This is a genomic window from Streptomyces sp. NPDC005533, from assembly GCF_042871845.1.
GTDB lineage: Bacteria > Actinomycetota > Actinomycetes > Streptomycetales > Streptomycetaceae > Streptomyces.
This window is the reverse complement of sequence record NZ_JBIAJH010000046.1, coordinates 1-26,271: the sequence shown is the minus strand read 5'-3', so window position 1 is coordinate 26,271 and position 26,271 is coordinate 1. Positions and strand designations below refer to the sequence as shown.

Sequence of the window (26,271 nt, the reverse complement as noted above, 5' to 3'; positions counted from 1 at the left end):
TGCCCGACACCCCCTTCACCCGTACGTGAGCCGCACGGCGGGGCCGAGCGGGAGGGCCTGACCCGGCAGGAGTACGGCGCCGGCAGGCCCGCGGCGAGCAGCGGATCGGGCAGGGGGGTCCCGTCGGGCCAGGGCGCGGCGTGCCGGCGAGGCGTACCGCAGCCGCGCGGAGCGTGGTCTGGCCGGCGTTCATCAGCGGGCCGGGCCCGCACAGTCGGCGCTGCCGCGCTCCGTTAACTCCATGGTCCAACGACCGTTTCGATTGCGTTAAGGGCTGTCAGTAGGCCCCTGACCTGGCTTTCGATCGTTACTAAACTCTGTTAAGTTTTCTTCTGCCGATAACTCCTGAGGAGGGGGAAATGGCCACAACTCTGGGCCCTGCCATGCCCGTAGCGGACGATCTCCGGTCCGTGATGCGCCTGTTCCCGACCGGCGTCACCGTGCTGTCGTCGGGACAGGGCGCGCACGCGGTGGCGATGACCGCCAACTCGTTCGTCTCCATCTCGCTCGAACCGCCCCGCGTCCTGGTCTCCGTCATGAAGTCCTCCCGGACCTACCCGGCGATCGACACGACCGGGGAGTTCCAGGTCCACCTGCTCTCCGACCGACAGGGCGACCTGGCGCGGCTGTTCGCCTCCCGCGACAAGCCGTTCGGTCAGGAGCTGGACGCGCACTTCACCACCGAGGGCGAGGGCGTGGACGCCCGCCCGTACCTGCCCGGCGCCCTGGCCTCCCTCGGCTGCCGGATCGAGGAGCGGTTCCCCGGCGGGGACCACACGCTCTTCCTCGGGCGCGTCGAACACGTGCGCCCCGGCGAGGACACCGGAGGGGCGCTCCTGTTCCACCGGGGCCGGCTGACCCCCGCCCCGGCGGGCGCGGAGTGAGCCCCGGGGCCGCGTCCGGACCGGCCGCGTCCGGACCGGCCGCGCCGTCGGCCGCGCACGCCGTGCCCGCGGTACGTGCCGTTCGCGGCGCGACCATGGTGGCCGAGGACACTCCCCGGCACATCGCCGCCGCCACCCGCGCGCTCGTCGGCGAACTCCTGGCCCGCAACGGCCTGGAGCGCGAGGCCGTCATCAGCCTGCTGTTCACCTGCAGCCCGGACCTCACCAGCGACACCCCGGCCCTCGCCCTGCGCGAGGAGGGCTGGGAGGTGCCCGCGCTGTGCGCGGCCGACACCGCCTGGGCCGGCGCGCCGGCCCGCACCGTACGCGTCCTGGCCCACGTCACCTCGTGCGGCCCGCTCGCGCCCGTCTACCTCGGCGACTCCGCGCCCACCCGTCCCGCGCAGTCCCCCGGGTAGTCAGTCCCCCCAGTCGTCCACCTCACCGACCACCCACATCACGATCGAGGTCGAGGCATGCCAGACCCGTACCTGTACCCGGATCTCAAGGCCGTGCTGGAAGAACTCCGGCAGGCCCTCGGCGCGGAGCGCGTGCGGCACGACGCCGCCGCCGCACCGCTGCCGCCGGACCCCAACGTCTCCGCGTTCGCCCCGCGCGACACCCGTGCCGTCCTGCGCCCCGGCTCCGTCGCCGACGTGCGCGCCCTGGTCGGCGCCTTCCACCACGCCAAGGCCTCGGGCGCCGAACTCCCCGGCCTCCAGCCCGTCTCCACCGGCCGCAACTGGGGACTCGGCTCCAAGGAGCCGGCCGCGGGCCCCGTCGTACGCGTCGAACTGGACGAGCTCGACGCCCTGCGCACGCTCGACACCGAAGCGGGCTACGCGGTCGTCGAGCCGGGCGTGACCCAGAAGGAACTCTCCGAACTGCTCGCCGGCACCGGGCGGATGCTGAACGTCACCGCGTCCTCCGGCCACACCAGCGTCCTCGGCAACACCGTGGACCGCGGGGTGGGCCTGCGCCACCAGCGCACCGAGGACCTGCTCGGCCTGGAGGTCGTCCTGCCCGACGGCGCGGTCGCGCACATCGGCTGGTGGCCCGGCGACGCCGCGCACGGCAAGGGCGACGGCTTCAACCCGCTGGGCCTCGGCCCCAGCCTGCTGCACCTGTTCACCCAGTCCGACCTCGGTATCGTCACCGCCGCCGTGGTCCGGCTGCTGCCCCGCCCGCAGCGCCAGAGCACCGTCCGCGCGGGGTTCCACCGCGAGACGCTGCACCGGGCCGTCGACGCGCTGCGCGTCTGGAAGGCGAACGGCCTCATCGCCGGCGTGATCAAGGTGTACGACACCGCCTCGACCGCCACGTACGGCGGCGGGGACACCGCCGGCGGCTACGTCGCCCACCTGAGCGTGGAGGGCACCGAGCGCTCGGCCGCCGCCCTCAAGGCGGCCCTGCTGGCCGAGATGGCCGAGACGGGCCTGTTCACCTCGGTCACCTCCAGCGACGAGGAGCCGCCCGCCGACGGGGACGTCGTCGCCCACGTGGTGCACGCGGCCTACAGCGGCTCGGTCGCGCACAACGAGCGGATGCTCGCCTCGGCCACCGGCGCCACCGCCGAGCGGGTGGACGCCGACGGCAACGGCTGGCTGTTCTTCCTGCCGTTCCTGCCCTTCGACGGCGCCGCGGTGGTCCGGGCCCTGGACATCCTCGACCGCATCCACCTGGCCACCGGTATCCGGCCCGGTTCCACGGTCAACGCCCTCGACGCCGACGTCATCGACCTCGTCGTGTCCTTCCCCTTCGACCGCGGCGCGCAGACCGGGGCCGCCCACCGGGCGCTCGACCTCGCCCACCTCTGGTTCGGCGAGGCGGGCCTGCGCCCCTACCGGCTCGACTCCGGCCATGCCCGGGCCGCCGCCGGTACGGCCGACACCCCCGAGACCGCCCTCCAGCGCGCCCTGCGCGCGGCCGTCGACCCGCACGGGGTCATGGCCGCCGGCCGCTACGCATGACCGCCGCCCCGTCCCACCCGCCCCGCACCCCTGATGAGAACGTGATGACGACGACGCCGTACGTACCCGACACCGCCGAAGCGATCCTGGACCGCGCCCGTGCGCTCGTGCCCGTCCTGCGGGAGAACTCCCCGCGCATCGAGGCCGAGCGCCGGCTGCCCGAGGACATCGTCGAGCTGCTGCGCGGGGCCGGGGTGTTCCGCGCCGCCATGCCCAAGACCTGGGGCGGCCCGGAGCTGACCTCGATGCAGCAGGCCGAGCTCCTGGAGATCCTCTCCGCCGGCGACGTCTCCGTCGGCTGGTGCGCGATGATCGGCATGGACTCCGGCATCTACTCCGGCTACCTCGACGACGAGGTCGCCCGCGGCATGTGGCCCACCCTCGACATGGCCAACTCCGGCTGGATCTATCCGCAGGGCAAGGCGGTCCGGGTGCCCGGCGGGTTCCGGGTCACCGGCCGCTGGAAGTTCGGCTCCGGCTCCTCGCACTGCGACTGGCTGGGCGCCGGCGTCCACGTCGTCGGCGAGGACGGCGAGCCGGAGGCCGACCCGGTGACCGGCGCCGCGCGCCACTGGCGGGTGATGATCGCCCGCCCCGGCGACTACGAGTTCCACGACACCTGGCACACCACCGGCCTGGCCGGCTCCGGTTCGCAGGACTACTCCTGCACCGACCTGTTCGTGCCCGAGGAGCGCTCCTTCTCCTTCTCCGAGCCCAAACGGACCGGCCCGCTGCACGCCACCCCGGACGCCATCCTGCGCAAGATGCCGGGCATCCCGCTCGGGATGGCGCGCGCCGCGCTGGACCACGTACGCGAGCTGGCCGCGCAGCGGACCGACCGCGAGACCGGCGTCCCGTGGCGCGAGGACTACCGGATCCAGTCGGCGATCGCCCGTCTGGAGGGCGAGCTGATCGCCGCCCGCGCCGGTGTGTACAGCACCCTGCGGGTGCAGTGGGACGCGCTCGCCTGCGGTGACGTGCTGAGCGACGACGCCCGCGTGGCCACGGCCATCGCCCGGCGCCACGCGTTCCGGACGGCGCGCTCCATCGTCCACGAGCTCTTCGACCTCGTCGGCGGGTCGTCCGTCTACAAGCCCAACCCGCTGGACCGGTGGCTGCGCGACGCCAACACCATGTGCCAGCACGCCGTCGCCCAGGACTCCGTCCTCCAGCTCACGGGCAACGTCCTGCTGGGCGGCTCCTCCACCTCCCCGTTCTTCTAAAAACAGAGACGAGAGAAGCGTCCGACCGTCATGGATTCCATACGTGTTGTGCTGTTCACCGAAGTCAACTCCAAACTCGGATCACCCTTCCTGAGCATCCTGCACGGCCACCCGAACGTGGAGCTGGCCGCCCTGGTCACCTCGCCGCCCGGGAAGCTGTGCGCGTACTTCACCGATGACGAGGAAGCCGTCGACGTCGCCGACCAGGCGCGCGCCCTGGGCGTACGCGTCCTGCGCCCGCGCTCGGTGAACGACCCCGACGCCGTGGAGGCACTCGCCGCCCTGGAGACCGACTACTTCCTCGTCGGCAACTTCCAGCAGCTGCTGAAGGCTCCGCTGCTGGCGCTGCCGCGCCGCACCGCGGTCAACTTCCACCCCTCGCCGCTGCCGGAGTTCGCGGGGCTGGCGCCCTTCTACTGGATGGTCCGCGAGGGGGCCGCGGAGAGCTCCGTCTCCGCCATCGAGATGGGCGTCGAACTCGACGACGGTGACCTGCTGATGCAGCACCACATCCCGCTCTCGGGCCGGGAGACCGGCCTGGAGCTGCGCACCATGCAGGAACGCGCCAACGTCCTGATGCTGCTCGACCTGATCCCGCACCTGGTGGAGGGCACCCTGGAGCGCACGCCCCAGGACCTGTCCCGCCGCTCCTACTACGGGCGGCCCCGCGACGAGCACTACCGGCTCGACTTCAGCCGGCCGGCCGCCGTGGTGGAACGCCACGTACGGGCCGCCTACCGCAACCCCGGTGCCTGGTTCACCGCCCCCGGCGGGCAGCGCATCCGGCTGCTGTCGGCGGCGTACGGGGAGGGCGGCGGCCCCGAGACGGGTGATCAGCAGCCCGGAACGCTGGTGCGCCACGGCGGCGGGCTGTACGTGGCGTGCGCGGACGGCGAGTGGCTGCGGCTGGTCACGGTGGAATGCGGTGGACGTGAGGTGGCGGTCGACGACCCGGCCCTCGCGCTCCTCGGCGAAGCGACGACGGTGGGTTGAGAGATGTCCTTGTTCGAAGCGACCCAGCAGGCCGAGGTGCCCACCGAGGTGCGGCGGGTCCTGCACGTTCCGGCCGGCGGCGGCAAGGCCACCTGGCTGTCCGGTGACGTCTACAGCGTCAAGGCGGGCGCGGTCGAGACCGGTGGTTCCATCGCCGTGCTGGAGGCGTCCGTACCGCCCGGTGGCGGGCCTCCGCCGCACCGCCACGCCGACGAGGACGAGGCCTTCTACGTCCTGGACGGCCGGCTGACCATCCGCGTCGGCGAGAACACGTACGAGGCGGCCACCGGCGACTTCGTGTTCGTGCCGCGCGGCACGGCGCACCAGTTCCACAACCACTCCCTGCACTCGGCGAAGCTGCTGCTGATCTTCACGCCGGGTGGGGTGGAGAACTTCTTCCTGGAAGCCGGTACGGAGCCCACCGCGGGTGTGCCGGTGCCGGTGGAGGACCCGCCGGGCGTGGCCGAGGTGGGGGCGCGCTACGGCGTGGTTCCGGCCAGTTTCGATTGAGCCGGGACGGTCGCGCCGCCTTTCTGAAACGAACGGTTGGGAATGGGGTAGCCTCGTGCTCATGGCAAGGCCCAAGGAGTTCGACCCGCAGACCGCCCTGGTGGCGGCCATGGAGCTCTTCCGCCGCCAGGGGTACGAGGCCACCTCGATCCAGGACCTGGTGGACGCGCTGGGCATCAACCGCTCCAGCATGTACGCCGCCTACGGCTCCAAGCACGACCTCTACCTCAAGGCGCTGGACCTGTACTGCGCCGTCGAGGCGGACCGGGCCCGGCACAGCCTCGCCGAGTCCGACGAGGGTCCCGCCCTGCCGGTCCTGCGCGCCTTCCTCCTCTCCTACGTCGACTCCGCGCTGGCCGATCCGCTGCGCGGCGGGTGCATGGTCACGCACGGCGTGCTGGAGCGGCTGCCGGGGGACGCGAAGGCCGCCGAACGGCTCGGCGGGGCGCTGGGCTCGCTGGAGGAGGCCTTCGCCTACCTCCTGCTGCGGGCCCGGGTGGCCGGGGAGCTCGCGCCCGGCACCGACGTGCGCTCCACCGCCCGCCTCCTCGTCACCCTCACCCAGGGGCTGCGCGTCATGGAGCGGGCGGCGGACCGGGCCTACCTGACCCAGGTCGTCGACGAGGCCCTCAAGGGCCTGTCCTGTACCGGCTGACACCCGTCCGACGTCCGGCCCCCCGGACCGACTGCCCTGCAACCCCTTTGTCGAACCGAGGAGTTGCGCGTACCCAAGTTCTGGAACGATCGTTTAGTTATAGAAAGGTGGTGACGGCCGTGCCCAAGGCCGTGTACGTCCTCGCCCTCGGCATCTTCGCCATGGTCACCAGCGAATTCGTGGTGGCCGGCCTGATGCCCCAGATCTCCGAAGGACTCGGGGCCACCATCCCCCAAGTCGGTTACCTGATCACCGCGTTCGCCGTGGCGATGGCCCTCGGCGGACCGTTCCTGGCCACCGCCGTCCTCAAACTCCCGCACAAGAGCGCCCTGATGGTGCTCTTCGCGGTCTTCCTCGCCGGCAACGTGCTGGCCGCCCTGTCCACCGGCTACGTGACGATGGCCATCGGGCGCGTCATCACGGGTGTCGCCTCCTCCGCCTTCTTCGGCGTCTCGCTCTCGGTCGTCGCCGTGATCACCAAGCCGGAGACGCGCGGCAAGGCGATCGGCGCCGCGATGAACGGGCTGATGCTCGGCACCCTGCTCGGCCTGCCCATCTCCACCTTCGTCGGCGGCCAGTTCGGCTGGCGGGCTGCGTTCTGGGCGATCTCGGGGCTGACCGTGCTCGCGGCCATCGCCACGATGGTCGGCGTCCCCTCCGTGACCGGCGCCGAGGGGGAGGAGGGCCCCTCCGTGCGCGAGGAGATGCGCGCCTTCAAGAACCCCCGGCTGTGGCTGGTGTTCTCCACCTCCACGCTGATCATCGGCGCCACCTTCTCCGCCTTCAGCTACTTCACGCCGATCCTCACCGAGCTCACCGGCTTCAGCGAGGGCTCGGTGCCCTGGCTGCTGGTCGCCTACGGAGCCGCGACCGTCGTCGGCAACACCATCGTCGGGCGCTTCGCCGACAAGCACACCATCGTGACCCAGCTCATCGGGCTCGGCCTCAACATGGTCTTCCTGGCCGGCTTCGCCGTCTTCGCGGAGGTCACCGCGCCCGCGCTGATCTTCATGATGGGCATCGGCCTGGTCGGCGTCACGATGAACCCCTGCATGATCACCCGGGTCCAGCGCACCGCGAACGCCCGCCCGCTGGTCAACACCGTGCACTCCTCCTTCATCACCCTCGGCATTGTCATCGGCTCCTGGCTCGGCGGTGTCGGCATCAACGCCTACGGGCTCCGGGCCCCGCTCGTACTCGGCGTGATCATGGCCTTCCTCGGCCTGTTCACCCTCCTGCCGGACCTGCGCGCCAAGAAGGACGGCGACGGCGGCGCCACCACGGCCGCCCCCGAGCCGCAGCCCGCCACGGCCTGAGCCCGCCCCCCTTTCCCCTCACCCCACTCCCCCGCACAGAAACGGAATCAATGTGACCACCACCCTCCACGGCACGGCCCTCGTGACCGGCGGCTCGCGCGGCATCGGCGCCGAGATCGCCCGTACGCTCGCCGCCCACGGCGCCGACGTGGCGATCACCTACCGCTCCAACAAGGAACAGGCCGAAGAGGTCGCCGATCAGGTACGGGCCCTCGGGCGGCGCGCCGTGGCCGTCGAGGCCGACGCCGCCGACGCCGGGGCCGTGACGGCCGCGGTGGAGCAGGTCGTACGCGAACTCGGCCCCGTGCGCATCCTCGTCAACAACGCCGGCTACGCGGACATGACCTGCCCGCCGCTCGCGGAGGTGTCGCTGGCCACCCTCGACCGGACGCTGGACGTCAACGTCCGCGGCGCCTTCCTGACCGCGCAGGCCGTCTCCGCGGCCATGCCCGACGGCGGCCGCATCGTCAACGTCGGCTCCTGCCTCGCCACGCAGGTCCCCGCCCCGGGCTTCACCCCGTACGCCATGTCGAAGGCGGCCATCCACGGCCTGACCGTGGGCCTCGCCCGCGACCTGGGCGAGCGCGCCATCACCGTCAACCAGGTGGCGCCCGGCTCCATCGACACCGACATGAACCCGGCCGACGGCCCCTCCGCCGACTTCCAGCGCGGCCTGAACGTCTTCGGCCGCTACGGCCGGGCCGCGGAGATCGCGAGCGCGGTCCTCTACCTGGCGAGCGACGAGGCCTCCTTCGTCACGGGCACCACGCTGACCGTCGACGGCGGCGCCAACGCCTGACCGTCAGGCGAAACACCCCCTGGACGCCGGGCCCCGCAGGCGCATCGAGCCCCCCGCTCCCCTGCGGGGCCCGGCCCCCGCCCCGTCCCTCCGGACCTCCACCGCACCGCCCCGTACCGCTCTCGCGCCACGCAAGGGAACCTGTCATGCCGCAACTGGACCGCCGCGGATTCCTCGCCGCCTCGGCCGTCGCCGCGGGCGCCGGGATCGCCGGCCCCCTCACCGCCACGGACGCTGCCGCCGCCCCCGCCCCGGCGGCGGCGGGCCCGAGGATCCTGCCCTCCGACGCCCGCTACCCCTCCCTCCGCACAGGCATCAACCGCCGCTACGTGGCCGCCCCCGAGCACGTCAAGATGGTCCGCTCGGCCCGCGACGCCGAGAACGCGCTCCGCGAGGCGATCGCCGGCGGCAAGCGGGTCTCCGTCCGCTCCGGCGGCCACTGCCTGGCCGACTTCACCTGCAACCCGGAGGTGGAGGTCCTCCTCGACTTCTCCGAGATGACCGGCGTCGGATACGACGAGCGCCGCCGCGCCTTCTTCGTGGAGCCCGGCGCCCACCTCATGGCCGTCTACGAGGCCCTCTACAAGGGCTGGGGCGTCACCCTGCCCGGCGGGGTCTGCCACTCCGTCGGCGCCGGCGGCCACATCAGCGGCGGCGGCTACGGACTCCTCTCCCGCGACTTCGGCCTGGTGGTGGACCACCTGTACGCCGTCGAGGTGGTCGTCCCGGGCAGCGGCGGCCGCCCCCGCACGGTCGTGGCCACCCGCGAGGCCGGCGATCCGCACCGCGAGCTGTGGTGGGCCCACACCGGAGGCGGCGGCGGCAACTTCGGGCTGATCACCCGCTACTGGTTCCGCACCCCCGGCACCGAACACGCGCCCCCGGAGCGGCAGCTGCCCGCCCCGCCGGCCCGGCTGCACGCCTCGGCGATCGAGCTGTCCTGGAGCGAGCTCACCGAGGACCGCTTCGTGCGGCTCCTGCGGAACTACGGCGCCTGGCACGAGCGCAACTCCGGCCCCGACTCGGCTGGCCGCCACCTGTCCACCCTCTTCAACGCCAACGCTCGCCGCTTCGGCTCGCTCGCCCACTACGCCCAGTCCTCCTCCCGGGCCACCCTCGACGCGTACCTGGCCGCCCTGCTGGAGGGCACCGGCCTGACCCCGCGCCCCGTCGGACGGCCCAGTGGCGAACTGGCGGCCATGCCGAACCTGTTCACCCCCCGCGAGCTGCCCTGGCTCGACGCGGCCCGCATGGTCGGCTCGCCCAATCCGGTCTGGGCCAACCCGCTGGCCCGGGTCGGCCTCAAGTCCGCCTACCACAAGCGCGACTTCACCGAGCGGCAGCTGAAGGCCGCGTACCGGCACCTGGCGCGGACCGACAACCCGGACACCTCCATGGTCCTGCTCTCCTACGGCGGCGCCATCAACGCCCACGGCGAGGCGGACACCGCCGCCGCCCAGCGCGACTCCGTCTTCAAGGTCCTCTACCAGTCGATCTGGTCGGCCCCGCAGGACGACGAGAAGGAGACGGCCCGGCTGCGCGCCTTCTACGGCGACGTCTACGCCGAGACCGGCGGCGTCCCGGTGACCGGCGCCGGGACCGACGGCTGCTACATCAACTACCCGGACACCGACCTGGCCGACCCGGCGGTCAACACCTCCGGCGTCCCCTGGCACGAGCTCTTCTACAAGGGGAACTACGAGCGGCTGCGCGCGGTCAAGCGCGCCTACGACCCGCACGCCGTGTTCCGGCACAAGCTCTCGGTCGCGCCGTGACGACCGACGGCGGGCAGGTCTTCCGCGGCCGCCACCTGACCATGATGGCCATGGGCGGTGCGGTCGGCACCGGTCTCTTCGTCGGTTCGGCGCAGACCATCCGGGCCGCCGGCCCCGCCGCCCTCGTCAGCTACGCGCTGGCCGGGCTGCTGGTGCTGCTGGTCATGCGGATGCTCGGGGAGATGGTCGCCGCCCGCCCGATGGCCGGGTCCTTCGCCGACTACGCCCGCCTCGCCCTCGGCGACTGGGCGGGCTTCACGGTCGGCTGGCTCTACTGGTACGCCTTCGTGGCGATCGTGGCCATCGAGGCGATCGCGGGCGGGCAGATCGTCCACGCCTGGCTGCCGCAGGTGCCGGCCTGGACCTACAGCCTCTTCCTCCTCGGCGGGCTGACGGCGGTGAACCTCCGCTCCTCCCGGTCCTTCGGCAACGCCGAGTTCTGGTTCGCGGTCGTCAAGATCGGCGCGATCCTGGCCTTCCTGGCCCTGGGGACCGCGTACCTGCTGGGCGGGGGCCCGTCCGGTCCGCCGCTGGGGAACCTCACGGCGTACGGGGGCTTCGCCCCGCACGGTTTCGGCGCGGTCCTCACCGCCACCGTCGGCGTCGTCTTCGCCTTCGGCGGTACCGAGATCGTGGCGGTCGCGGCCGCCGAATGCCCCGACCCGGGCCGGGCCGTGGCCCGCGCCACCCGCCAGATCGTCTGGCGGATCCTGGTGTTCTTCCTCGGCTCGGTCCTGCTGGTGCTCGCGATCGTGCCCTGGCCGCAGATCCGCGGCGGCGAGAGCCCGTACGTGACGGCCCTGACCCGCATCGGGGTGCCCTTCGCCGGCACCGCCATGAGGGTGGTGATCCTGACCGCGCTGCTGTCGGTGCTGGGCTCCACGCTGTACGCCTCCTCGCGCATGCTGGCCACCCTCGCCGGGCACGGCGACGCGCCCCGGTGGGCGGCGGTGCCCCGGCGCGCGGTCCTGCTCGGCACCGTGGCGGGCTGCGGGGCCGTCGCCGCCCAGGCGGTCAGCCCCGGGCGGACGTTCCCGTTCCTGCTCAACTCGACCGGCGCGGTGCTGATCATCATGTACCTGGGGATCGCCGTCTCCCAGTTCGTCCTGCGGATCCGCGCCGAGCGCACCGACCCCGGCCGGCCGACCTTCCGCATGTGGGGGTTCCCGTACCTGACGCTGCTGGTCATCGCGGCCTTCTCGGCCATCCTGTGCTCGATGCTGTTCACCGCGCAGACCCGCCCCCAGCTGCTGATGAGCCTGGGCAGCCTCGCCGTGGTGCTGGTGGCGTGCGCCCTCACCAAGGGCCGCAGGAGGGCCGCCGAGTTGCGGCTCGTCAACACGGTAAGGTAAGTAAACGGTGTTTGTACGGGGGTAGAAGACACTCTCGCCGTGTCCCTGAGGAGGAGCCCCCGCCATGCAGACCCTGTCGCGCCGTGAACGCCTTCGGATCGAGACCACCGCCGAGATCAAGGAGGTGGCGCTCGCCCTGCTCGCGTCCGGCGACGTCGCCGGGATCACCCTGCGCGGCATCGCGCGCGAGATGGGCATGACCGCCGCGGCCCTGTACGGCTACTTCGACACCCGCGACGACCTGCTCGCCACCCTGGCGGCCGACACCTACAACCGGCTCGCCGACCAGCAGGAGCTGGCCCGCGACGCGCTCCCCGAGGAGGCGACCGCGGCCCGGCTCCTCGCGGTCGCGGACACCTTCCGGGAGTGGGCCCGCACCCGCCCCGCGGAGTTCCGCCTCACCTACGGGGACAGCTCCCCCGGGTACGCCCCGACCCACGACGCCGTCGTGGCGGCGGCCCGCCGATGTTGCATGATCCTCCTCGGCCTGGTCGATGCCGCCTGGCCCGCCGCTCCCGAGCAGCTCAAGCGGGCCGAGGCGCAGTGGAGCGACTTCGTCCCCTCCCTCGCCGCCCTCGCCCGCGAGTGCTTCCCCCACCTCCCGCCGCAGGCGCTGCTGGCCTCGCTGCGGGTGTGGGGCCGGATGTACGGTCCCGTCGCGCTGGAGGTCTACGGTCAGTTCGGCCCCGAGGCCAATCCCCGCCGGCTGTTCCAGGCGGAGATGGACTCGGCCCTGGAGATGCTCGGCCTGGAGCAGCCCGGGGCGGGCGAGGCCGGGGCCTGAGCCCGTCCCGTCACCCGCCCGCGCTGGGCGGGGCCGCGACGTTCAGCTGCCAGGAGACGCCGAAGCGGTCGTTGACCCAGCCGAACCGGTGGCTGAATCCGTACGAGCCCAGGGGCATCAGCTCCTGTCCCTGCTCGGCGAGCGCGCCGTAGAGGCGGTCGATCTCGGCCTCGTCCGCGCACTGGACGTACAGCGACACCGCGGGCGTGAAACCGAACGCGTGCTTGGCCGGGCTGTCGATGCACATGAACTGCTGGCCGGCCAGGGAGAAGGTCGCGTGCCGCACGGACCCCTCGGGCCCCGCCCCGGGTCCGGGCTCGTCGGGGCCGTAGCGGCTGATGGAGAGCACCTCCGCGTCGTCGAAGAGCGAGACGTAGAAGCCCATGGCTTCCTCGGCTCGCCCCTCGAACATCAGGAACGTGGTGATCTTCTGCGGGGTCGGTGTGACGGCCATCGTCGGTTCGTGTCCCTTCGGCTCGTGTCCCGGACAGGAACCCTAGCCTCCGCCCCCGCCGCCGGGACCGGACCGGACCGCTACCGCGCGCCGTACACCGGCGGCGGGGCCTGCGCCGCGGCGAGGAGTTCCAGCGTGGCCTCGCCCGCCTCGGCGGGGGTCCAGCGGGAGTCCCGGTCGGCCGTGGGGCCGGGCCGCCAGCCCTCCATGACCGTGATCCGGCCGCCCTCCGCCTCGAAGACCCGGCCCGTGACCCCGGCCGAGGCCTCGGAGCCCAGCCACACCACCAGCGGGGACACGTTCTCCGGAGCCATCGCGTCGAAGGCGCCCTCCTGCGGGGCGGCCATGGTCTGCGCGAAGGTCTGCTCCGTCATCCGGGTCCGGGCCGCCGGGGCGATCGCGTTGACCTGGACCCCGTACCGGCCCATCTCCGCCGAGGCGACCAGGGTGAGGCCGAGGATCCCGGCCTTGGCCGCGCTGTAGTTGCCCTGGCCGACCGAGCCCAGCAGCCCGGCCCCCGAGGAGGTGTTGACCACCCGGGCCGCGACCTGCCGGCCGGCCTTCGCCTCCGCCCGCCACCACAGGGCCGCCGCCCGCATCGGCAGGAAGTGCCCCTTCAGGTGGACGCGCACGACCGCGTCCCAGTCGTCCTCGTCCAGGTTGACCAGCATCCGGTCCCGCAGGAACCCCGCGTTGTTGACCAGGGTGTCCAGGCGCCCGAAGGCGCCGAGCGCCCTCTCCACCAGCGAGGTCGCGCCCGCGGAGGTCGCGATGTCCCCGCCGTGCGCCACCGCCTCCCCGCCGAGCGCCTCGATCTCGGCGACCACCCGCGCCGCCGGACCGTCCGGCCCGGGCAGCCCGTCCAGGCCGACGCCCAGGTCGTTGACGACGACCCGGGCCCCCTCGGCCGCGAAGGCCAGCGCATGGGCCCGGCCCAGCCCCCGGCCCGCGCCCGTCACGACCACGACCCGGCCCTCGCACAGTCCCGCCATCTCAGCTCTCCCTGTTCACAGTTGCCGCATCCAGAAACGCCGGGCGCTCCCCGCCGCCGTGCACCAGCAGGCTCGCCCCGCTCACGTACGCCGCCCGCCCGGAGGCCAGGAACACCGCCGCCTCCCCCACGTCCGAGGGCTGTGCCAGCCGCCCGAGCGGGACGGTCGCGGCCACGGCCGCGACCCCGGCCTCGTCCCCGTAGTGCAGGTGCGCCAGCTCGGTCCGCACCATGCCCAGGACCAGCGAGTTCACCCGTACCTCGGGCGCCCACTCCACCGCCATGGACCGGGCCAGGTTCTCCAGGCCGGCCTTCGCCGCCCCGTACGCCGCCGTCCCCGGCGAGGGCCGGGTCCCGCTGACGCTGCCGATCATCACCACCGAGCCGCGGGCCTCCCGCAGCCACGGGTACGCCGCGAGCGAGGCCGTCATCGGCGCCACCAGGTTCAGTTCGACGACCCGCGCGTGGCGTTCCGCCGCGCCCTCCCCCAGCAGCCGGTACGGGGTGCCGCCCGCGTTGTTGACCAGGCAGTCGAGGCGTCCGTACCGGCTGGCGACCGCGCCGAAGAAGGCGTGTACGGCGGCGGGTTCGCGCAGGTCGACGGCGTCGAAGGAGGCCTTGCGGCCATCCGCCGAGACCGGTTCCTCCGGCGGCCGCCGGGCGCAGACGACGACCTGCGCGCCGGCCGCGAGGAACGACCGGGCGATCCCGGCGCCGACGCCCCGGGTTCCTCCGGTGACGACGACCACCCTCCCGTCGAGCTCCATGGGCTGCTACCTTCCTCACCTAACAAATGTTTGGTGGAAAGGTAGCTGATCCGCTCATGGGTGTCTCCACCTCACGCCCGGACAAGGGCATCGCACTCGTCACAGTCGACTTCCCGCCCGTCAACGCGCTGCCCGTGCAGGGCTGGTACGACCTCGCCGACGCCCTCCGCGCCGCCGGCCGCGACCCCGAGGTCCGCTGCGTCGTCCTCGCCGCCGAAGGCCGCGGGTTCAACGCCGGGGTCGACATCAAGGAGATGCAGCGCGACCGCGGTCACGCCGCCCTCATCGGCGCCAACCGGGGCTGTTACGAGGCCTTCGCCGCCGTCTACGAGTGCGAGGTGCCGGTCGTCGCGGCCGTGAACGGGTTCTGCCTGGGCGGCGGCATCGGCCTCGTCGGCAACGCCGACGCGATCGTCGCCTCCGACGACGCCGCCTTCGGCCTGCCGGAGCTGGACCGGGGCGCGCTCGGCGCCGCCACCCACCTGGCCCGCCTGGTCCCGCAGCACCTGATGCGGGCCCTGTACTACACCTCGCGCACCGCCACCGCCGCCGAACTCCACGCGCACGGCTCGGTCTGGAAGGTGGTCCCGCCGGGCGAACTGCGCGCCGCCGCGATGGAACTGGCCGCCGAGATCGCCCGGAAGGACGGCTACCTGATCCGGCTGGCCAAGGCCGCCATCAACGGCATCGACCCCGTGGACGTCCGCCGCAGCTACCGCTTCGAGCAGGGCTTCACCTTCGAGGCCAACCTCAGCGGGGTGGCCGACCGGGTCCGCGACACCTTCGGGAAGGGAGAGCGCTCATGACGGACAAGTCCATGACCCCCGAGGAGGTGGTCGGACAGCTGCGCAGCGGGATGACCGTCGGCATCGGCGGCTGGGGATCCCGGCGCAAGCCCATGGCCCTGGTGCGGGCACTGCTCCGCTCCGAGATCACCGATCTCACCGTGATCTCGTACGGCGGCCCCGACGTCGGGCTGCTGGCCGCAGCCGGCCGCATCCGCCACCTCGTCGCCCCCTTCGCCACCCTCGACTCCATCCCCCTGGAGCCCCACTTCCGGGCCGCCCGCGAGCGCGCCGCCTTCACCCTCACCGAGCTCGACGAGGCCATGTTCATGTGGGGCCTGCACGCCGCCGCCAACCGGCTCCCCTTCCTCCCCGTCCGCGCCGGCCTCGGCTCCGACGTGATGCGGGTCAACCCCGAGCTGCGCACGGTCACCTCCCCCTACGCCGACGGCGAGGAGCTCGTCGCCGTCCCCGCGCTGCGGATGGACGCCGCCCTGGTCCACCTGAACCGGGCCGACCGCCTCGGCAACGCCCAGTACCTGGGCCCGGACCCCTACTTCGACGACCTCTTCTGCGAAGCCGCCGACTGCGCCTACGTCTCCTGCGAGCAGCTCGTCGAGACCGCCGAGCTCGCCAAGGCCGGCCCCCCGCAGTCCCTGCTCGTCAGCCGCCACTCCGTCACCGGGGTCGTGGAGACCCCGAACGGCGCGCACTTCACCTCCTGCGCCCCCGACTACGGCCGCGACGAACCCTTCCAGAAGCTCTACGCGACCACCCCCTGGCCCGAGTTCTCGGCACGCTTCCTCTCCGGGGCGGGCGAGCACGCCTACCAGTCCGCCGTACGGACCTGGCACGAGGAGCAGCAGCCGTGACCACCACGCCGACCACCGCGGCCGTCACCCGCGCCGAATACTGCGTGATCGCCTGCGCCGAGGCCTGGCGCGACAACGGCGAGGTCCTCGCCAGCCCGATGGGCCTGATCCCCTCCTTCGGGGCCCGGCTCGCGAAGCGGACCTTCTCCCCCGACCTGCTGCTGACCGACGGCGAGGCCCTGCTCGTCGGCCTCGACGGCACGACCGAGGGCTGGCTCCCGTACCGGCGCCACCTGACCATGGTCACCGGCGGCAGGCGGCACGTGATGATGGGCGCCAGCCAGATCGACCGCTTCGGCAACCAGAACATCTCCTGCATCGGCGACTGGGAACGGCCGGCCCGCCAGCTCCTCGGGGTGCGCGGGGCTCCCGTCAACACCTTGAACAACGCGGTGAGTTACTGGGTCCCCAAGCACTCCACCCGGGTCTTCGTCGCGCGCGTGGACATGGTCAGCGGGGTCGGCTACGACCGCGCCGAGGCGGCCGGGGTGACCCGCTTCCACCACCTCCCCCGGGTGGTCAGCGATCTCGGCGTCCTCGACTTCGGCGGACCCGGCCACACGATGCGGCTGGTCTCGGTGCACCCCGGGGTCACCGCCCGGGAGGTCAGGGCGGCCACCGGGTTCGAGCTGGCCGCCGCCGAGGAGGTCCCGTACACGCGGGACCCGACGCCGGACGAGCTGCGGCTGATCCGCGAGGTGATCGACCCCGACGGGCTGCGCGAGCGCGAAGTGCGGGGCTGATCCGATGGAGACGGCATTCACCAGGCTCGTCGGCGTCGAGCACCCGATCGTGCAGACCGGCATGGGCTGGGTCGCCGGCCCCCGCCTGGTGTCGGGCGCGGCGAACGCGGGGGCGCTGGGGATCCTGGCCTCGGCGACGATGACCGTGGACCAGCTGCGGTCGGCGGTCCACGAGGTCAAGTCCCGCGTCCCGGAGGGAACGCCCTTCGGGGTCAACCTGCGCGCGGACGCCGGGGACGCGGCCGAGCGCGCCCAACTGATCATCGACGAGGGGGTGCGGGTCGCCTCCTTCGCGCTCGCGCCCTCCCGGGAGCTGATCGGGCGGCTCAAGGAGGCGGGGGTGGTCGTCATCCCCTCGATCGGGGCCCGGCGGCACGCCGAGAAGGTCGCGGCCTGGGGCGCCGACGCGGTGATCGTCCAGGGCGGCGAGGGCGGCGGGCACACCGGGGACGTGGCCACGACCGTGCTGTTGCCCCAGGTGGTGGACGCCGTGGACATCCCGGTGATCGCGGCGGGCGGCTTCAGCGACGGCCGCGGACTGGTCGCGGCCTTGTCGTACGGGGCCGCGGGCATCGCCATGGGCACCCGGTTCCTGCTGACCTCCGACTCCACCGTCCCGGACGCCGTGAAGGCCGAGTACCTGAGGGCCACGGTCAAGGACGTCACCGTCACCACCGCCGTGGACGGGCTGCCGCACCGGATGCTGCGCACCGCGCTGGTCGACTCCCTGGAGCGGGCGGGCCGCACCCGGGCCCTGGCCCGGGCGGTCCGGCACGCGGCCGGCTTCCGGAAGCTGTCGGGGCTGAGCTGGCCGCGGATGGTCCGCGACGGCCTCGCGATGAAACACGGCAAGGACCTGTCCTGGAGCCAGGTCCTGCTCGCCGCGAACACCCCCATGCTCCTCAAGGCGTCCATGGTCGAGGGTCGTACGGACCTCGGCGTCATGGCATCGGGCCAGGTCGCGGGGGTGATCGACGATCTCCCCTCCTGCGCGGAGCTCGTCTCCCGCGTCATGGCCGAGGCACAACAGGCACTCGAAGCACTGCACTCGCTCCGCACCCTGCCACCACCAGGGTGATCCCCCTTCTCCGTCACAGGAGTCGCCTCCATGAGCCGTGCCCGAATCCGCCTGGCGACCGCGGCGGCCGCCGCCGCTCTCGCCATCGGGACCCTGCCCGCCTCCGCGTACGCGGCGGCGGCGCCCGGAGCCGGGGTCAGTGCCCGGCACCACCAGGCCCAGCCCCAAGCAGAAACGATTCGCCAGATTCCCCTCCAGGGCGCCGTCAACGTCCGTGACATCGGCGGCTACCGCACCTGGACCGGCGGCAGGGTCCGCCAGGGGCTCGTCTACCGCTCCGACGCACTGAGCAAGCTGACCGACGCCGACGTCACCACCGTCTCCGGTCTCGGCCTCACGAAGGTCGTCGATTTCCGCATCCCCATGGAGCTCCAGTACGACGGCGCCGACCGGCTGCCGTCCGGGCTCACCGCCACCTCGCGCCCGGTCAGCGACCTGGGCCTCTACGGAACCCTCGTCGGCGCGATCGCCAGCGGCGACCCCGTCACGCAGGAGCAGATGCTCGGCGGCGGCCGAGCCGAGGCCTACATGCGCGACATCTACCGGACGTTCGTGACCGGCCCCGAGAACCGGGCGCAGTTCGCGGCGACCCTGCGGGAGATCGCGGACGGCGGCCAGGGGCCCTTCCTCTACCACTGCACGTCCGGCAAGGACCGGACCGGCTGGATGAGTTACGTCCTGCTGCGCGCGCTGGCCGTCCCCGAGGACACCGCCGCGCGCGACTACCTGGCGTCGAACACCTTCCGCGCCGCCTACGACGCCCGGCTGCGGGCGGGCCTGAAGCAGTCGGGGCGCATGCAGAACCCGGACCTGCTGATCCCGCTCCAGGAGGTCCGGCAGGACTATCTGGACGCGGCGACGGCCCGGATGGAGGCCGACTACGGCAGCTTCTACGGCTACCTGACCGACGGCCTCGGCCTGGACCTGCGGACCCTGGCGAAGCTCCAGGACAAGCTGGTCCGCTAGCGGACAGCACGACGCCGGGCCGTGCGAGTAGCACGGCCCGGCGTCGTGGTCACCGAGTACGTCAGACCGCGCGGCGGCGGCCCTGCCCGCCCGAGCCGACGCGGCTGCGGGCCGAGGCCGCGGCCGCACCACCGGAGGGGGCGCCGCCACCGGTACGCCGGCCGCGCTCGCCGGAGCCGGCGGCCGCGCCGCCGCCCTGGCCGCCGCGGCGGGCCTGGCCCGACCCGGAGGCCGCCGGAGCCTGCCCGGAGGCACCGCCGCCGGAACGGCGGCCACGGCCGGCGGCCGGCTGGGCGCCGGCCGTGGCGGAGCCGGTGCGCGGACCGCCCGAACGGCGGCGCGAGCCGGAGCCCGCACCGGACCCGGAGCCGCTGCGCGGCTTCGGCGCGGTCGGCTGCGGCACGTCCAGCACCACCGGGATGCCCGAGGGCTCCTTGGCGCCGGTGAGCCGGGACAGCTCCGCGTCGGAGGACTTGATCTGCGCGGTGCGCGGGGAGATCCCGGCGTCCGACATCAGACGGGTCATGTCCCGCTTCTGGTCGGGCAGCACCAGGGTGACCACGCTGCCGGACTCGCCGGCACGGGCGGTACGGCCGCCGCGGTGCAGGTAGTCCTTGTGGTCGGTGGGCGGGTCCACGTTGACGACGAGGTCGAGGTCGTCGATGTGGATGCCGCGCGCGGCGACGTTCGTCGCCACCAGCGCGGTGACCTCGCCCGTCTTGAACCAGTCCAGGGTGCGGTTGCGCTGCGGCTGGGAGCGGCCGCCGTGCAGGCCGGAGGCGCGGACGCCGTCCGCGAGGAGCTTCTTGACCATGCGGTCGACCCCGCGCTTGGTGTCCACGAACATGATCACCCGGCCGTCGCGAGCGGCTATACGCGTCGCCACGGCCTTCTTGTCGGTCTCGTCCATGACGTACAGGACGTGGTGCTCCATCGTGCTGACCGCGCCGGCGGACGGGTCGACGGAGAAGGCGACCGGGTCGCTCAGGAACATCTTGACGAGCTTGTCGATGTTCTTGTCGAGCGTCGCCGAGAAGAGCATGGTCTGGCCCTCGGGCCGTACCTGCTTGAGCAGCGCGGTGACCTGCGGCATGAAGCCCATGTCGGTCATCTGGTCGGCCTCGTCGAGGACGGTGATGCCCACCTGCGAGAGGTCGGCGTCACCGCGGTCGATGAGGTCCTTCAGACGGCCGGGGGTGGCGACGAGCACCTCGGCGCCGCGGCGCAGGGCGCCGGACTGCCGGTTGATCGACATGCCGCCGACGACGGTCGCGATGCGGAGGTTGACGGCCGTGGCGTACGGGGCCAGGGCGTCGGTGACCTGCTGCGCGAGCTCACGGGTCGGTACGAGGACCAACGCGAGCGGCTGCTTCGGCTGCGCGCGGTGGCCGGCGGTCCGGGCCAGCAGCGCCAGGCCGAAGGCCAGCGTCTTGCCGGAGCCGGTGCGGCCGCGGCCGAGCAGGTCGCGGGCGGCGAGCGAGTTCGGCAGCGTCGCGGCCTGGATCGGGAACGGCTCGGTGACGCCCTGGGCGGCGAGGGTCTTCAGCAACGCCTCGGGCATGTCCATGTCCTCGAACGCGGCGACCGGCGGGAGCGCCGGGGTCAGCGGTTCGGGCATGGTGAATTCCTGCGGCCTGGCAACGGGGGCGGACTTCTGCCGTCCCGCACCAGCCTTCGGACGTCCCTGGGCCGCGCCTCGGCCCCGGGTGGGGCGGCGGCTGGGTCGTGCGGAGCTGGAGCTGGTCATGCGGAAATGCCCTCCTGAAACCGGCAGGTACTACTAGGTCGAAACAGCAGACAAGCCGGGGTCCGCACCTCACGGTGCGGACCCCGGCATGCTGAAGGAATTAGGCGGGGACGATGTTCTCCGCCTGGGGGCCCTTCTGACCCTGGGTGACGTCGAAGGACACGCGCTGGCCCTCCTGGAGCTCACGGAAGCCCTGGGTGGCGATGTTCGAGTAGTGGGCGAAGACGTCCGGGCCGCCACCGTCCTGCTCGATGAAGCCGAAGCCCTTTTCCGAGTTGAACCACTTCACGGTGCCAAGTGCCATTTTGAATCTCCTGAATAGGCGGCAAAGGGCCCCATCCGGAGATTCCGGCAAAACAATAAAAGCGCCTGAGGATCATTCCCGTCAGGCGCACATAAAGTTCATGGGTACCACAACTGCAACGAGCTCTAAGCTAGCACACCTCCGCGCGACGGTGTGACCGCGACCGTGTGACCTGCGCCGTTCGTGTGAAAAGTCCCGGTGGGGCCCCGGTTCCGCCGGGGGTGTCGGGGCCCCTCCACGGCCGGGGTCAGAGCCGCTCGATGATCGTCACGTTGGCCTGGCCGCCGCCTTCGCACATCGTCTGGAGGCCGTAGCGGCCTCCGGTGCGCTCCAGCTCGTGCAGGAGCGTGGTCATCAGCTTCACCCCTGTCGCGCCCAGGGGGTGGCCCAGGGCGATCGCGCCGCCGTTGACGTTGACCCGCTCCGGGTCGGCTCCGGTCTCCTTGAGCCAGGCCAGCACCACCGGGGCGAAGGCCTCGTTGATCTCCACCAGGTCGATGTCGGCCAGCGACATGCCGGTCTTCTTCAGCGCGTACGCCGTCGCCGGGATCGGCGCGGACAGCATGCGGATCGGGTCCTCGCCGCGGACGGAGAGGTGGTGGATGCGGGCGCGGGGCCGCAGGCCGTGTTCCCGTACGGCCCGCTCGGAGGCGATCAGCAGGGCCGCCGCGCCGTCGGAGACCTGGGAGGAGACCGCGGCGGTGATGGTGCCGCCCTCGACCACCGGCTTGAGGGTCGCCATCTTCTCCAGTGTGGTGTCCCGGCGCGGGCCCTCGTCCACGCTCACGTCCCCGTACGCCACGGTCTCGCGGGCGAAGCGGCCCTCGTCGATGGCCCGGATCGCCCGCCGGTGGGAGCGGAGCGCGAACTCCTCCATGTCCTGGCGGCTGATCCCCCACTTCCGCGCGATGAGCTGGGCGCCGTGGAACTGGTTGACCGGGGCGTCGCCGTACCGGGCCCGCCAGCCCGCCGATCCGGCGTACGGGCCCTCGGTGAGCCCCAGGGGTTCCGCCGCCTGCCGCGAGGCGAAGGCGATCGGGATCATCGACATGTTCTGGGTGCCGCCGGCGACGACCAGGTCCTGGGTGCCGGAGAGCACCCCCTGCGCCGCGAAGTGCACGGCCTGCTGCGAGGACCCGCACTGGCGGTCGACGGTGACCCCGGGCACCTCCTCCGGGAGGCCCGCGGCCAGCCAGGCCGTCCGCGCGATGTCGCCGGCCTGCGGACCGACCGTGTCGAGGCAGCCGAACACCACGTCCTCCACGGCGGCCGGGTCCACCCCGGACCGCTCGACCAGCGCCTTCAGGACGTGCGCACCCAGGTCGGCCGGGTGCACGGCGGACAGTCCGCCCTTGCGCCGACCCACGGGGGTGCGGACCGCGTCGACTATGTAGGCCTCGGGCATCGGGACTCCTCGGATCGGCTCTGTCACGTGGGGCGGAGGGCGATCCCGTCCAGCACCATCGACAGGTACTGGCGGGCGATCTCCTCGGGGCTGTGCTGTCCGCCCGGCCGGTACCAGGACGCCGCCACCCACACCGTGTCGCGCACGAAGCGGTAGGTGAGGCGGACGTCGAGGTCGGCGCGGAAGACCCGGGCGGCGACCCCCCGCTCCAGCGTCCCCAGCCAGGCCTTCTCGAACTTCTGCTGCGAGTCGGACAGGTAGTGGAAGCGGGGCTGGGCGGAGAGGGTGCGGGACTCCTTCTGGTAGATCGCGACGGCGGCGCGGTGCCTGTCGATCTCCCGGAAGGACTCGGTGACGAGGGCCTCGATGGTCTCCCTGGGGCCGAGACCGGCGGCGAGGACGGTGTCGTACCCCTCCCACAGTTCGGTGAGGAAGGCGGAGAGGATCTCGTCGAGCATCGATTCCTTGGAATCGAAGTGGTAGTAGAGGCTGCCGGCGAGCATGCCGGCGGCGTCGGCGATCTTGCGGACGGTGGTGGCGTTGTAGCCCTGCGCGGCGAAGACCTCGGCGGCGGTGTCGAGGAGTTCACGGCGCCGCTCGGGCGAGGCCGTCACCTGCGGCTTCTTCTTGGGTGTCGGCTGGTTCGTTGGCACGCGTCCATTCTCGGCCACGGCATCCGCTAGGCGTGCTGGCTGCTGACCGACACGGTCTCGCCCGTCATGTACGAGGAATAGCCGCTGGCCAGGAAGACGATGACGTTGGCGACCTCCCAGGGTTCGGCGTACCGGCCGAAGGCCTCGCGGGCGGTGAGCTCGGCCAGCAGCTCCGCACTGGTGACCTTCACCAGGTGCGGGTGCATGGCCAGGCTCGGGGCGACGGCGTTGATCCGTACGCCGAACTCCGCGGCCTCCAGGGCCGCGCAGCGGGTCAGGGCCATCACCCCGGCCTTGGCGGCGGCGTAGTGGGCCTGGCCGGTCTGGGCCCGCCAGCCGACGACGGAGGCGTTGTTGACGATGACCCCGCCCCCGCCGGACGCCCGGAACGAGCGCAGTGCGGCGCGGGTGCAGCGGAAGGTTCCGTTCAGGGTGACGTCGAGAACCTTGCCCCACTGTTCGTCGGTCATGTCGACGAGGGCGGCGGTGCCGCCGAGTCCGGCGTTGTTGACGACGAGGTCGAGGCGGCCGTGGGTCTGTTCGGCGAGCGCGAAGAGGGCGGCGACCTGGTCCTCGTCGGTGACGTCGCAGGGCAGGGAGGCGACCTTGTCCGCCCCGAACTCGGCGGCGAGCGCCTCCTGCGTCTCCTTGAGGCGGCGGGCGTGGGCGTCGCCGATGACGACGCGGGCCCCCTCTTCCAGGAAGCGGCGGGCGGTGGCCCCGCCGATCCCGGCCCCGGCGGCCGCGGTGATGACGGCGGTGCGGTCCTCCAGCAGTCCGTGCCCGGGGACGTAGTGGGGGGTGCTCACGCCCGCACCTCCTGGGGAAGGCCGAGGATCCGCTCGGCGATGGGGAACTCCTCGACGCTGCTCATGGCCGTACGTTAACCTACCAAACACTTGTTAGGGAAGGATCGGGCACTAGCTCGGCGGCATCAACGTGTCCGCCGTGCAGAGCGCCGCCCTGAAGGAGGCGAACGGCTGATGGAGCTGGTGCACACGGCGGACACGGAGGCCTTCCGGGCCGAGGCCCGCGCCTGGCTGGCCGAGCACGTCCCGGCGCGGCCGCTGCCCTCCCTGGAGACGCGGGAGGGCTTCGCGGCCCACCGGGAGTGGGAGGCGCTGCTGCACGCCGACCGCTGGTCGGTGGTGTCCTGGCCCGAGGAGTACGGGGGCCGGGGCGCGGACCTCGTGACGTGGCTGGTCTTCGAGGAGGAGTACTGGGCGGCGGGCGCGCCCGGCCGGGTCTCGCAGAACGGCATCAACCTCCTCGCGCCGACCCTCTTCGACCACGCGACGGCGCAGCAGCGGGCCCGGGTGCTGCCGTCGATGGCGAGCGGCGAGGTGATCTGGGCACAGGCCTGGTCGGAGCCGGAGTCGGGCTCCGACCTGGCCTCGCTGAAGTCGCGGGCGGTACGGACGGAGGGCGGCTGGCTGCTGTCCGGGCAGAAGACCTGGTCCTCGCGGGCGGCCTTCGCCGACCGCGCGTTCGGGATCTTCCGCACCGACCCGGACGCCCCCAAACCGCACCAGGGACTGACGTACCTGATGTTCGACCTGCGGGGGCCGGGGGTCACGGTGCGGCCCATCGGCCGCCTCGACGGCAAGCCGGCCTTCGCGGAGCTCTTCCTGGACGAGGTCTTCGTACCGGACGAGGACGTGATCGGGGAACCGGGACAGGGCTGGCGGATCGCGATGTCGACGACCGGGAACGAGCGGGGGCTGACCCTGCGCTCCCCCGGCCGCTTCCTGGCGGCGGCGGACCGGCTGTCCGGGCTGTGGCGCGCGCAGGGGGACCCCCGCGACACCGCGCTGCGGGACCGGGTGGCGGACGCGGTGGTCGGGGCGCGCGCGTACGAGCTGTTCACCTGGGCCAACGCCGCCCGGTTCGCGGCGGGCGAGAAGATCGGCGCCGAGTCCAGTCTGAACAAGGTGTTCTGGTCGGAGTACGACATCGCCCTGCACGAGACGGCGCTGGACCTGCTGGGCGCGGACGCGGAGCTCGCCGAGGGCGAGTGGGCCGAGCCGTGGGTCTTCTCCCTGGCCGGGCCGATCTACGCGGGGACGAACGAGATCCAGCGCGACATCATCGCCGAGCGGCTGCTCGGCCTCCCGAAGGGCCGCCGCTGATGCGTTTCCTGCCGACCGACGAGCAGTCGGACTTCGCGCGTACCCTGCGGTCCCTGCTGGGCGCGGCGCAGGTCCCGGCGACAGTACGGGCCTGGGCGGGCGGCGAGCACGGGCCGGGGCGGGAGCTGCGGTCCCGGCTCGCGGGGACGGGCCTGTTCGCGCTGGCCGCGCCGGAGCCGTACGAGGGCCTCGGGCTGCTCCCGGTGGAGCTGTCGCTCGGCTTCGTGGAGCTGGGCCGGGCGGGGGTGCCGGGGCCGGTGGTGGAGAGCGCGGCCGTGTCGGTCCTCCTGTCGGAACTGGGTGACGAAGGGCTGGCGAAACGGTTCGTCCCGGGCCTCGTGGCGGGCGAGGCCTCGGCCACGCTGACCCTGCCGGGCGGCGGTCCGTACGCCCTGGACGCGGACGCGGCGACGCACTGCTTCACCGTGTCGCCGGCGGGCGAGCTACGGCTGGCGGGCGGGTGCGGGGAACTGCTGGCGTCGACGGACCCGGCGCGGCGGCTGTTCCGGCCGGACCCGGACGGCGAACTGCTGGCCGCGGGCCCGGCGGTGGTGGCGGCGGCGGACGTCGCCCTGCGGTGGGCGCGCCTGCTGACGGCGGCCCAGTGCCTGGGGGTCGGCGAGGCGCTGCTGGCGAGGACGGTGGAGTACGCGAAGCAGCGCACGCAGTTCGGCGCCCCGATCGGGTCCTTCCAGGCGGTCAAGCACCGCCTGGCGGACACCCTGCTCGCGCTGGAGTTCGCCCGCCCGCTGGTGTGGGCGGCGGCCCTGTCGCCGGCCGCGCCGGACGTGGCGGCGGCGAAGCTGTCGGCCGGCGAAGCCTGCCACCGGGCCGCGATGACCGCACTCCAACTGCACGGCGCGGTCGGCTACACGGAGGAACTGGACCTCTCCCTGTGGCTGCGCAAGTCCCGCCCCCTCCGAGACGCGTGGGGCACCCCGTCGACCTGCCGAGCGGAGGTCCTCCGGCGGCGGGAGGGATAGGGGGGCCTTTTGGCTGCGCCGCTTGGGCGGGGTCGGGGGTGGGGGCCGGTTGTGGTGGGGGCGGGCGCGCGCCGGGGTGTCTCCTCGGGCGCCGAACGTGACGACAGGTCGGACACCTCGGCGGCAGTGCGTT

General features: G+C 72.9%; 27 protein-coding genes. 19 read left to right on the top strand and 8 right to left on the bottom strand.

Annotated features, from left to right (window positions below; genetic code table 11):
• The first annotated feature begins 359 nt into the window (after positions 1–359).
• The 12 genes from ACFYP3_RS31425 to ACFYP3_RS31370 all read left to right on the top strand — a co-directional run bounded on the left by ACFYP3_RS31425 (position 360) and on the right by ACFYP3_RS31370 (position 12,261).
• Positions 360–884, top strand: a complete 525-nt coding sequence (locus tag ACFYP3_RS31425; RefSeq protein ID WP_388839945.1) for a flavin reductase family protein — start codon at positions 360–362, stop codon at positions 882–884.
• On the top strand, positions 881–1,303 hold the full coding sequence (locus tag ACFYP3_RS31420; protein WP_388839942.1) for a chorismate mutase: 423 nt from the start codon (positions 881–883) through the stop codon (positions 1,301–1,303). The genes ACFYP3_RS31425 and ACFYP3_RS31420 overlap by 4 nt, the downstream gene beginning before the upstream one ends.
• A 57-nt stretch (positions 1,304–1,360) precedes the next feature.
• Positions 1,361–2,854: an FAD-binding oxidoreductase gene (locus ACFYP3_RS31415; protein ID WP_388839939.1), complete on the top strand. Its 1,494-nt coding sequence runs from the start codon at positions 1,361–1,363 to the stop codon at positions 2,852–2,854.
• A gap of 44 nt (positions 2,855–2,898) precedes the next feature.
• Positions 2,899–4,077, top strand: a complete 1,179-nt coding sequence (locus ACFYP3_RS31410) for an acyl-CoA dehydrogenase family protein (RefSeq protein WP_388839936.1) — start codon at positions 2,899–2,901, stop codon at positions 4,075–4,077.
• 48 nt (positions 4,078–4,125) lie between these two features.
• Positions 4,126–5,070, top strand: coding sequence for a methionyl-tRNA formyltransferase (locus ACFYP3_RS31405; protein ID WP_388839933.1), 945 nt, complete (start codon positions 4,126–4,128; stop codon positions 5,068–5,070).
• 3 nt (positions 5,071–5,073) lie between these two features.
• Positions 5,074–5,580 carry a cupin domain-containing protein gene (locus tag ACFYP3_RS31400; protein WP_388839930.1) on the top strand — a complete coding sequence of 169 codons (507 nt, stop codon included), beginning with the start codon at positions 5,074–5,076 and terminating at the stop codon, positions 5,578–5,580.
• A gap of 61 nt (positions 5,581–5,641) precedes the next feature.
• On the top strand, positions 5,642–6,235 hold the full coding sequence (locus ACFYP3_RS31395) for a TetR/AcrR family transcriptional regulator (RefSeq protein ID WP_388839927.1): 594 nt from the start codon (positions 5,642–5,644) through the stop codon (positions 6,233–6,235).
• A 119-nt stretch (positions 6,236–6,354) separates the two neighbouring features.
• On the top strand, positions 6,355–7,551 hold the full coding sequence (locus ACFYP3_RS31390) for an MFS transporter (protein WP_388839924.1): 1,197 nt from the start codon (positions 6,355–6,357) through the stop codon (positions 7,549–7,551).
• 46 nt (positions 7,552–7,597) lie between these two features.
• Entirely contained in the window at positions 7,598–8,350 is a 753-nt protein-coding gene (locus ACFYP3_RS31385) for an SDR family NAD(P)-dependent oxidoreductase (RefSeq protein ID WP_388839996.1), read from the top strand.
• 146 nt (positions 8,351–8,496) lie between these two features.
• The gene (locus ACFYP3_RS31380) at positions 8,497–10,125 is read left to right on the top strand and encodes an FAD-binding oxidoreductase (protein ID WP_388839921.1); all 1,629 of its coding nucleotides are present in this window, start codon (positions 8,497–8,499) and stop codon (positions 10,123–10,125) included.
• Positions 10,122–11,477, top strand: coding sequence for an amino acid permease (locus ACFYP3_RS31375; protein ID WP_388839918.1), 1,356 nt, complete (start codon positions 10,122–10,124; stop codon positions 11,475–11,477). Before ACFYP3_RS31380 ends, ACFYP3_RS31375 begins: the two co-directional genes overlap by 4 nt.
• A 64-nt stretch (positions 11,478–11,541) precedes the next feature.
• Complete coding sequence (locus ACFYP3_RS31370) at positions 11,542–12,261, top strand: TetR/AcrR family transcriptional regulator (RefSeq protein ID WP_388839915.1); 720 nt, start codon at positions 11,542–11,544, stop codon at positions 12,259–12,261.
• Between the two features lie 10 nt (positions 12,262–12,271).
• On the opposite strand, the gene ACFYP3_RS31365 is transcribed toward ACFYP3_RS31370, so the two are convergent.
• The 3 genes from ACFYP3_RS31365 to ACFYP3_RS31355 form a co-directional block, all read right to left on the bottom strand.
• Entirely contained in the window at positions 12,272–12,715 is a 444-nt protein-coding gene (locus tag ACFYP3_RS31365) for a VOC family protein (RefSeq protein ID WP_388839912.1), read from the bottom strand.
• An 80-nt stretch (positions 12,716–12,795) separates the two neighbouring features.
• A complete protein-coding gene (locus ACFYP3_RS31360; RefSeq protein ID WP_388839909.1) occupies positions 12,796–13,707 on the bottom strand; it encodes an SDR family oxidoreductase in 912 nt (303 codons plus the stop codon).
• Position 13,708: 1 nt separating this feature from the next.
• The gene (locus ACFYP3_RS31355) at positions 13,709–14,473 is read right to left on the bottom strand and encodes an SDR family oxidoreductase (protein WP_388839906.1); all 765 of its coding nucleotides are present in this window, start codon (positions 14,471–14,473) and stop codon (positions 13,709–13,711) included.
• Positions 14,474–14,529: 56 nt separating this feature from the next.
• On the opposite strand from ACFYP3_RS31355, the gene ACFYP3_RS31350 reads away from it, so the two are divergent.
• From ACFYP3_RS31350 to ACFYP3_RS31330, 5 genes are read left to right on the top strand one after another with little or no spacing between them, the layout of a single operon-like run.
• Entirely contained in the window at positions 14,530–15,279 is a 750-nt protein-coding gene (locus tag ACFYP3_RS31350) for an enoyl-CoA hydratase family protein (RefSeq protein ID WP_388839903.1), read from the top strand.
• Positions 15,276–16,130, top strand: coding sequence for a CoA transferase subunit A (locus tag ACFYP3_RS31345; protein WP_388839900.1), 855 nt, complete (start codon positions 15,276–15,278; stop codon positions 16,128–16,130). Before ACFYP3_RS31350 ends, ACFYP3_RS31345 begins: the two co-directional genes overlap by 4 nt.
• Positions 16,127–16,873 carry a CoA-transferase subunit beta gene (locus ACFYP3_RS31340; protein WP_388839898.1) on the top strand — a complete coding sequence of 249 codons (747 nt, stop codon included), beginning with the start codon at positions 16,127–16,129 and terminating at the stop codon, positions 16,871–16,873. The genes ACFYP3_RS31345 and ACFYP3_RS31340 overlap by 4 nt, the downstream gene beginning before the upstream one ends.
• Before the next feature lie 4 nt (positions 16,874–16,877).
• A complete protein-coding gene (locus ACFYP3_RS31335; RefSeq protein WP_388839895.1) occupies positions 16,878–17,951 on the top strand; it encodes an NAD(P)H-dependent flavin oxidoreductase in 1,074 nt (357 codons plus the stop codon).
• Positions 17,952–17,981: 30 nt separating this feature from the next.
• Entirely contained in the window at positions 17,982–18,917 is a 936-nt protein-coding gene (locus ACFYP3_RS31330; protein ID WP_388839892.1) for a tyrosine-protein phosphatase, read from the top strand.
• A gap of 61 nt (positions 18,918–18,978) precedes the next feature.
• Here the strand turns inward: ACFYP3_RS31330 and ACFYP3_RS31325 are convergent, their stop codons facing one another.
• The 5 genes from ACFYP3_RS31325 to ACFYP3_RS31305 form a co-directional block, all read right to left on the bottom strand.
• Positions 18,979–20,664: a DEAD/DEAH box helicase gene (locus ACFYP3_RS31325; protein WP_388839889.1), complete on the bottom strand. Its 1,686-nt coding sequence runs from the start codon at positions 20,662–20,664 to the stop codon at positions 18,979–18,981.
• Between the two features lie 100 nt (positions 20,665–20,764).
• Positions 20,765–20,968: a cold-shock protein gene (locus ACFYP3_RS31320; RefSeq protein ID WP_052872633.1), complete on the bottom strand. Its 204-nt coding sequence runs from the start codon at positions 20,966–20,968 to the stop codon at positions 20,765–20,767.
• Between the two features lie 247 nt (positions 20,969–21,215).
• On the bottom strand, positions 21,216–22,373 hold the full coding sequence (locus ACFYP3_RS31315; protein WP_388839885.1) for an acetyl-CoA C-acetyltransferase: 1,158 nt from the start codon (positions 22,371–22,373) through the stop codon (positions 21,216–21,218).
• Between the two features lie 23 nt (positions 22,374–22,396).
• On the bottom strand, positions 22,397–23,026 hold the full coding sequence (locus ACFYP3_RS31310; RefSeq protein ID WP_388839882.1) for a TetR/AcrR family transcriptional regulator: 630 nt from the start codon (positions 23,024–23,026) through the stop codon (positions 22,397–22,399).
• A gap of 26 nt (positions 23,027–23,052) precedes the next feature.
• Positions 23,053–23,835: an SDR family oxidoreductase gene (locus ACFYP3_RS31305; RefSeq protein ID WP_388839880.1), complete on the bottom strand. Its 783-nt coding sequence runs from the start codon at positions 23,833–23,835 to the stop codon at positions 23,053–23,055.
• Between the two features lie 174 nt (positions 23,836–24,009).
• Between ACFYP3_RS31305 and ACFYP3_RS31300 the strand changes: the two genes are divergently transcribed.
• Both ACFYP3_RS31300 and ACFYP3_RS31295 read left to right on the top strand, forming a co-directional pair.
• The gene (locus tag ACFYP3_RS31300; RefSeq protein ID WP_388839877.1) at positions 24,010–25,155 is read left to right on the top strand and encodes an acyl-CoA dehydrogenase family protein; all 1,146 of its coding nucleotides are present in this window, start codon (positions 24,010–24,012) and stop codon (positions 25,153–25,155) included.
• Complete coding sequence (locus ACFYP3_RS31295; protein WP_388839874.1) at positions 25,155–26,138, top strand: acyl-CoA dehydrogenase family protein; 984 nt, start codon at positions 25,155–25,157, stop codon at positions 26,136–26,138. The genes ACFYP3_RS31300 and ACFYP3_RS31295 overlap by 1 nt, the downstream gene beginning before the upstream one ends.
• Positions 26,139–26,271 lie beyond the last annotated feature (133 nt).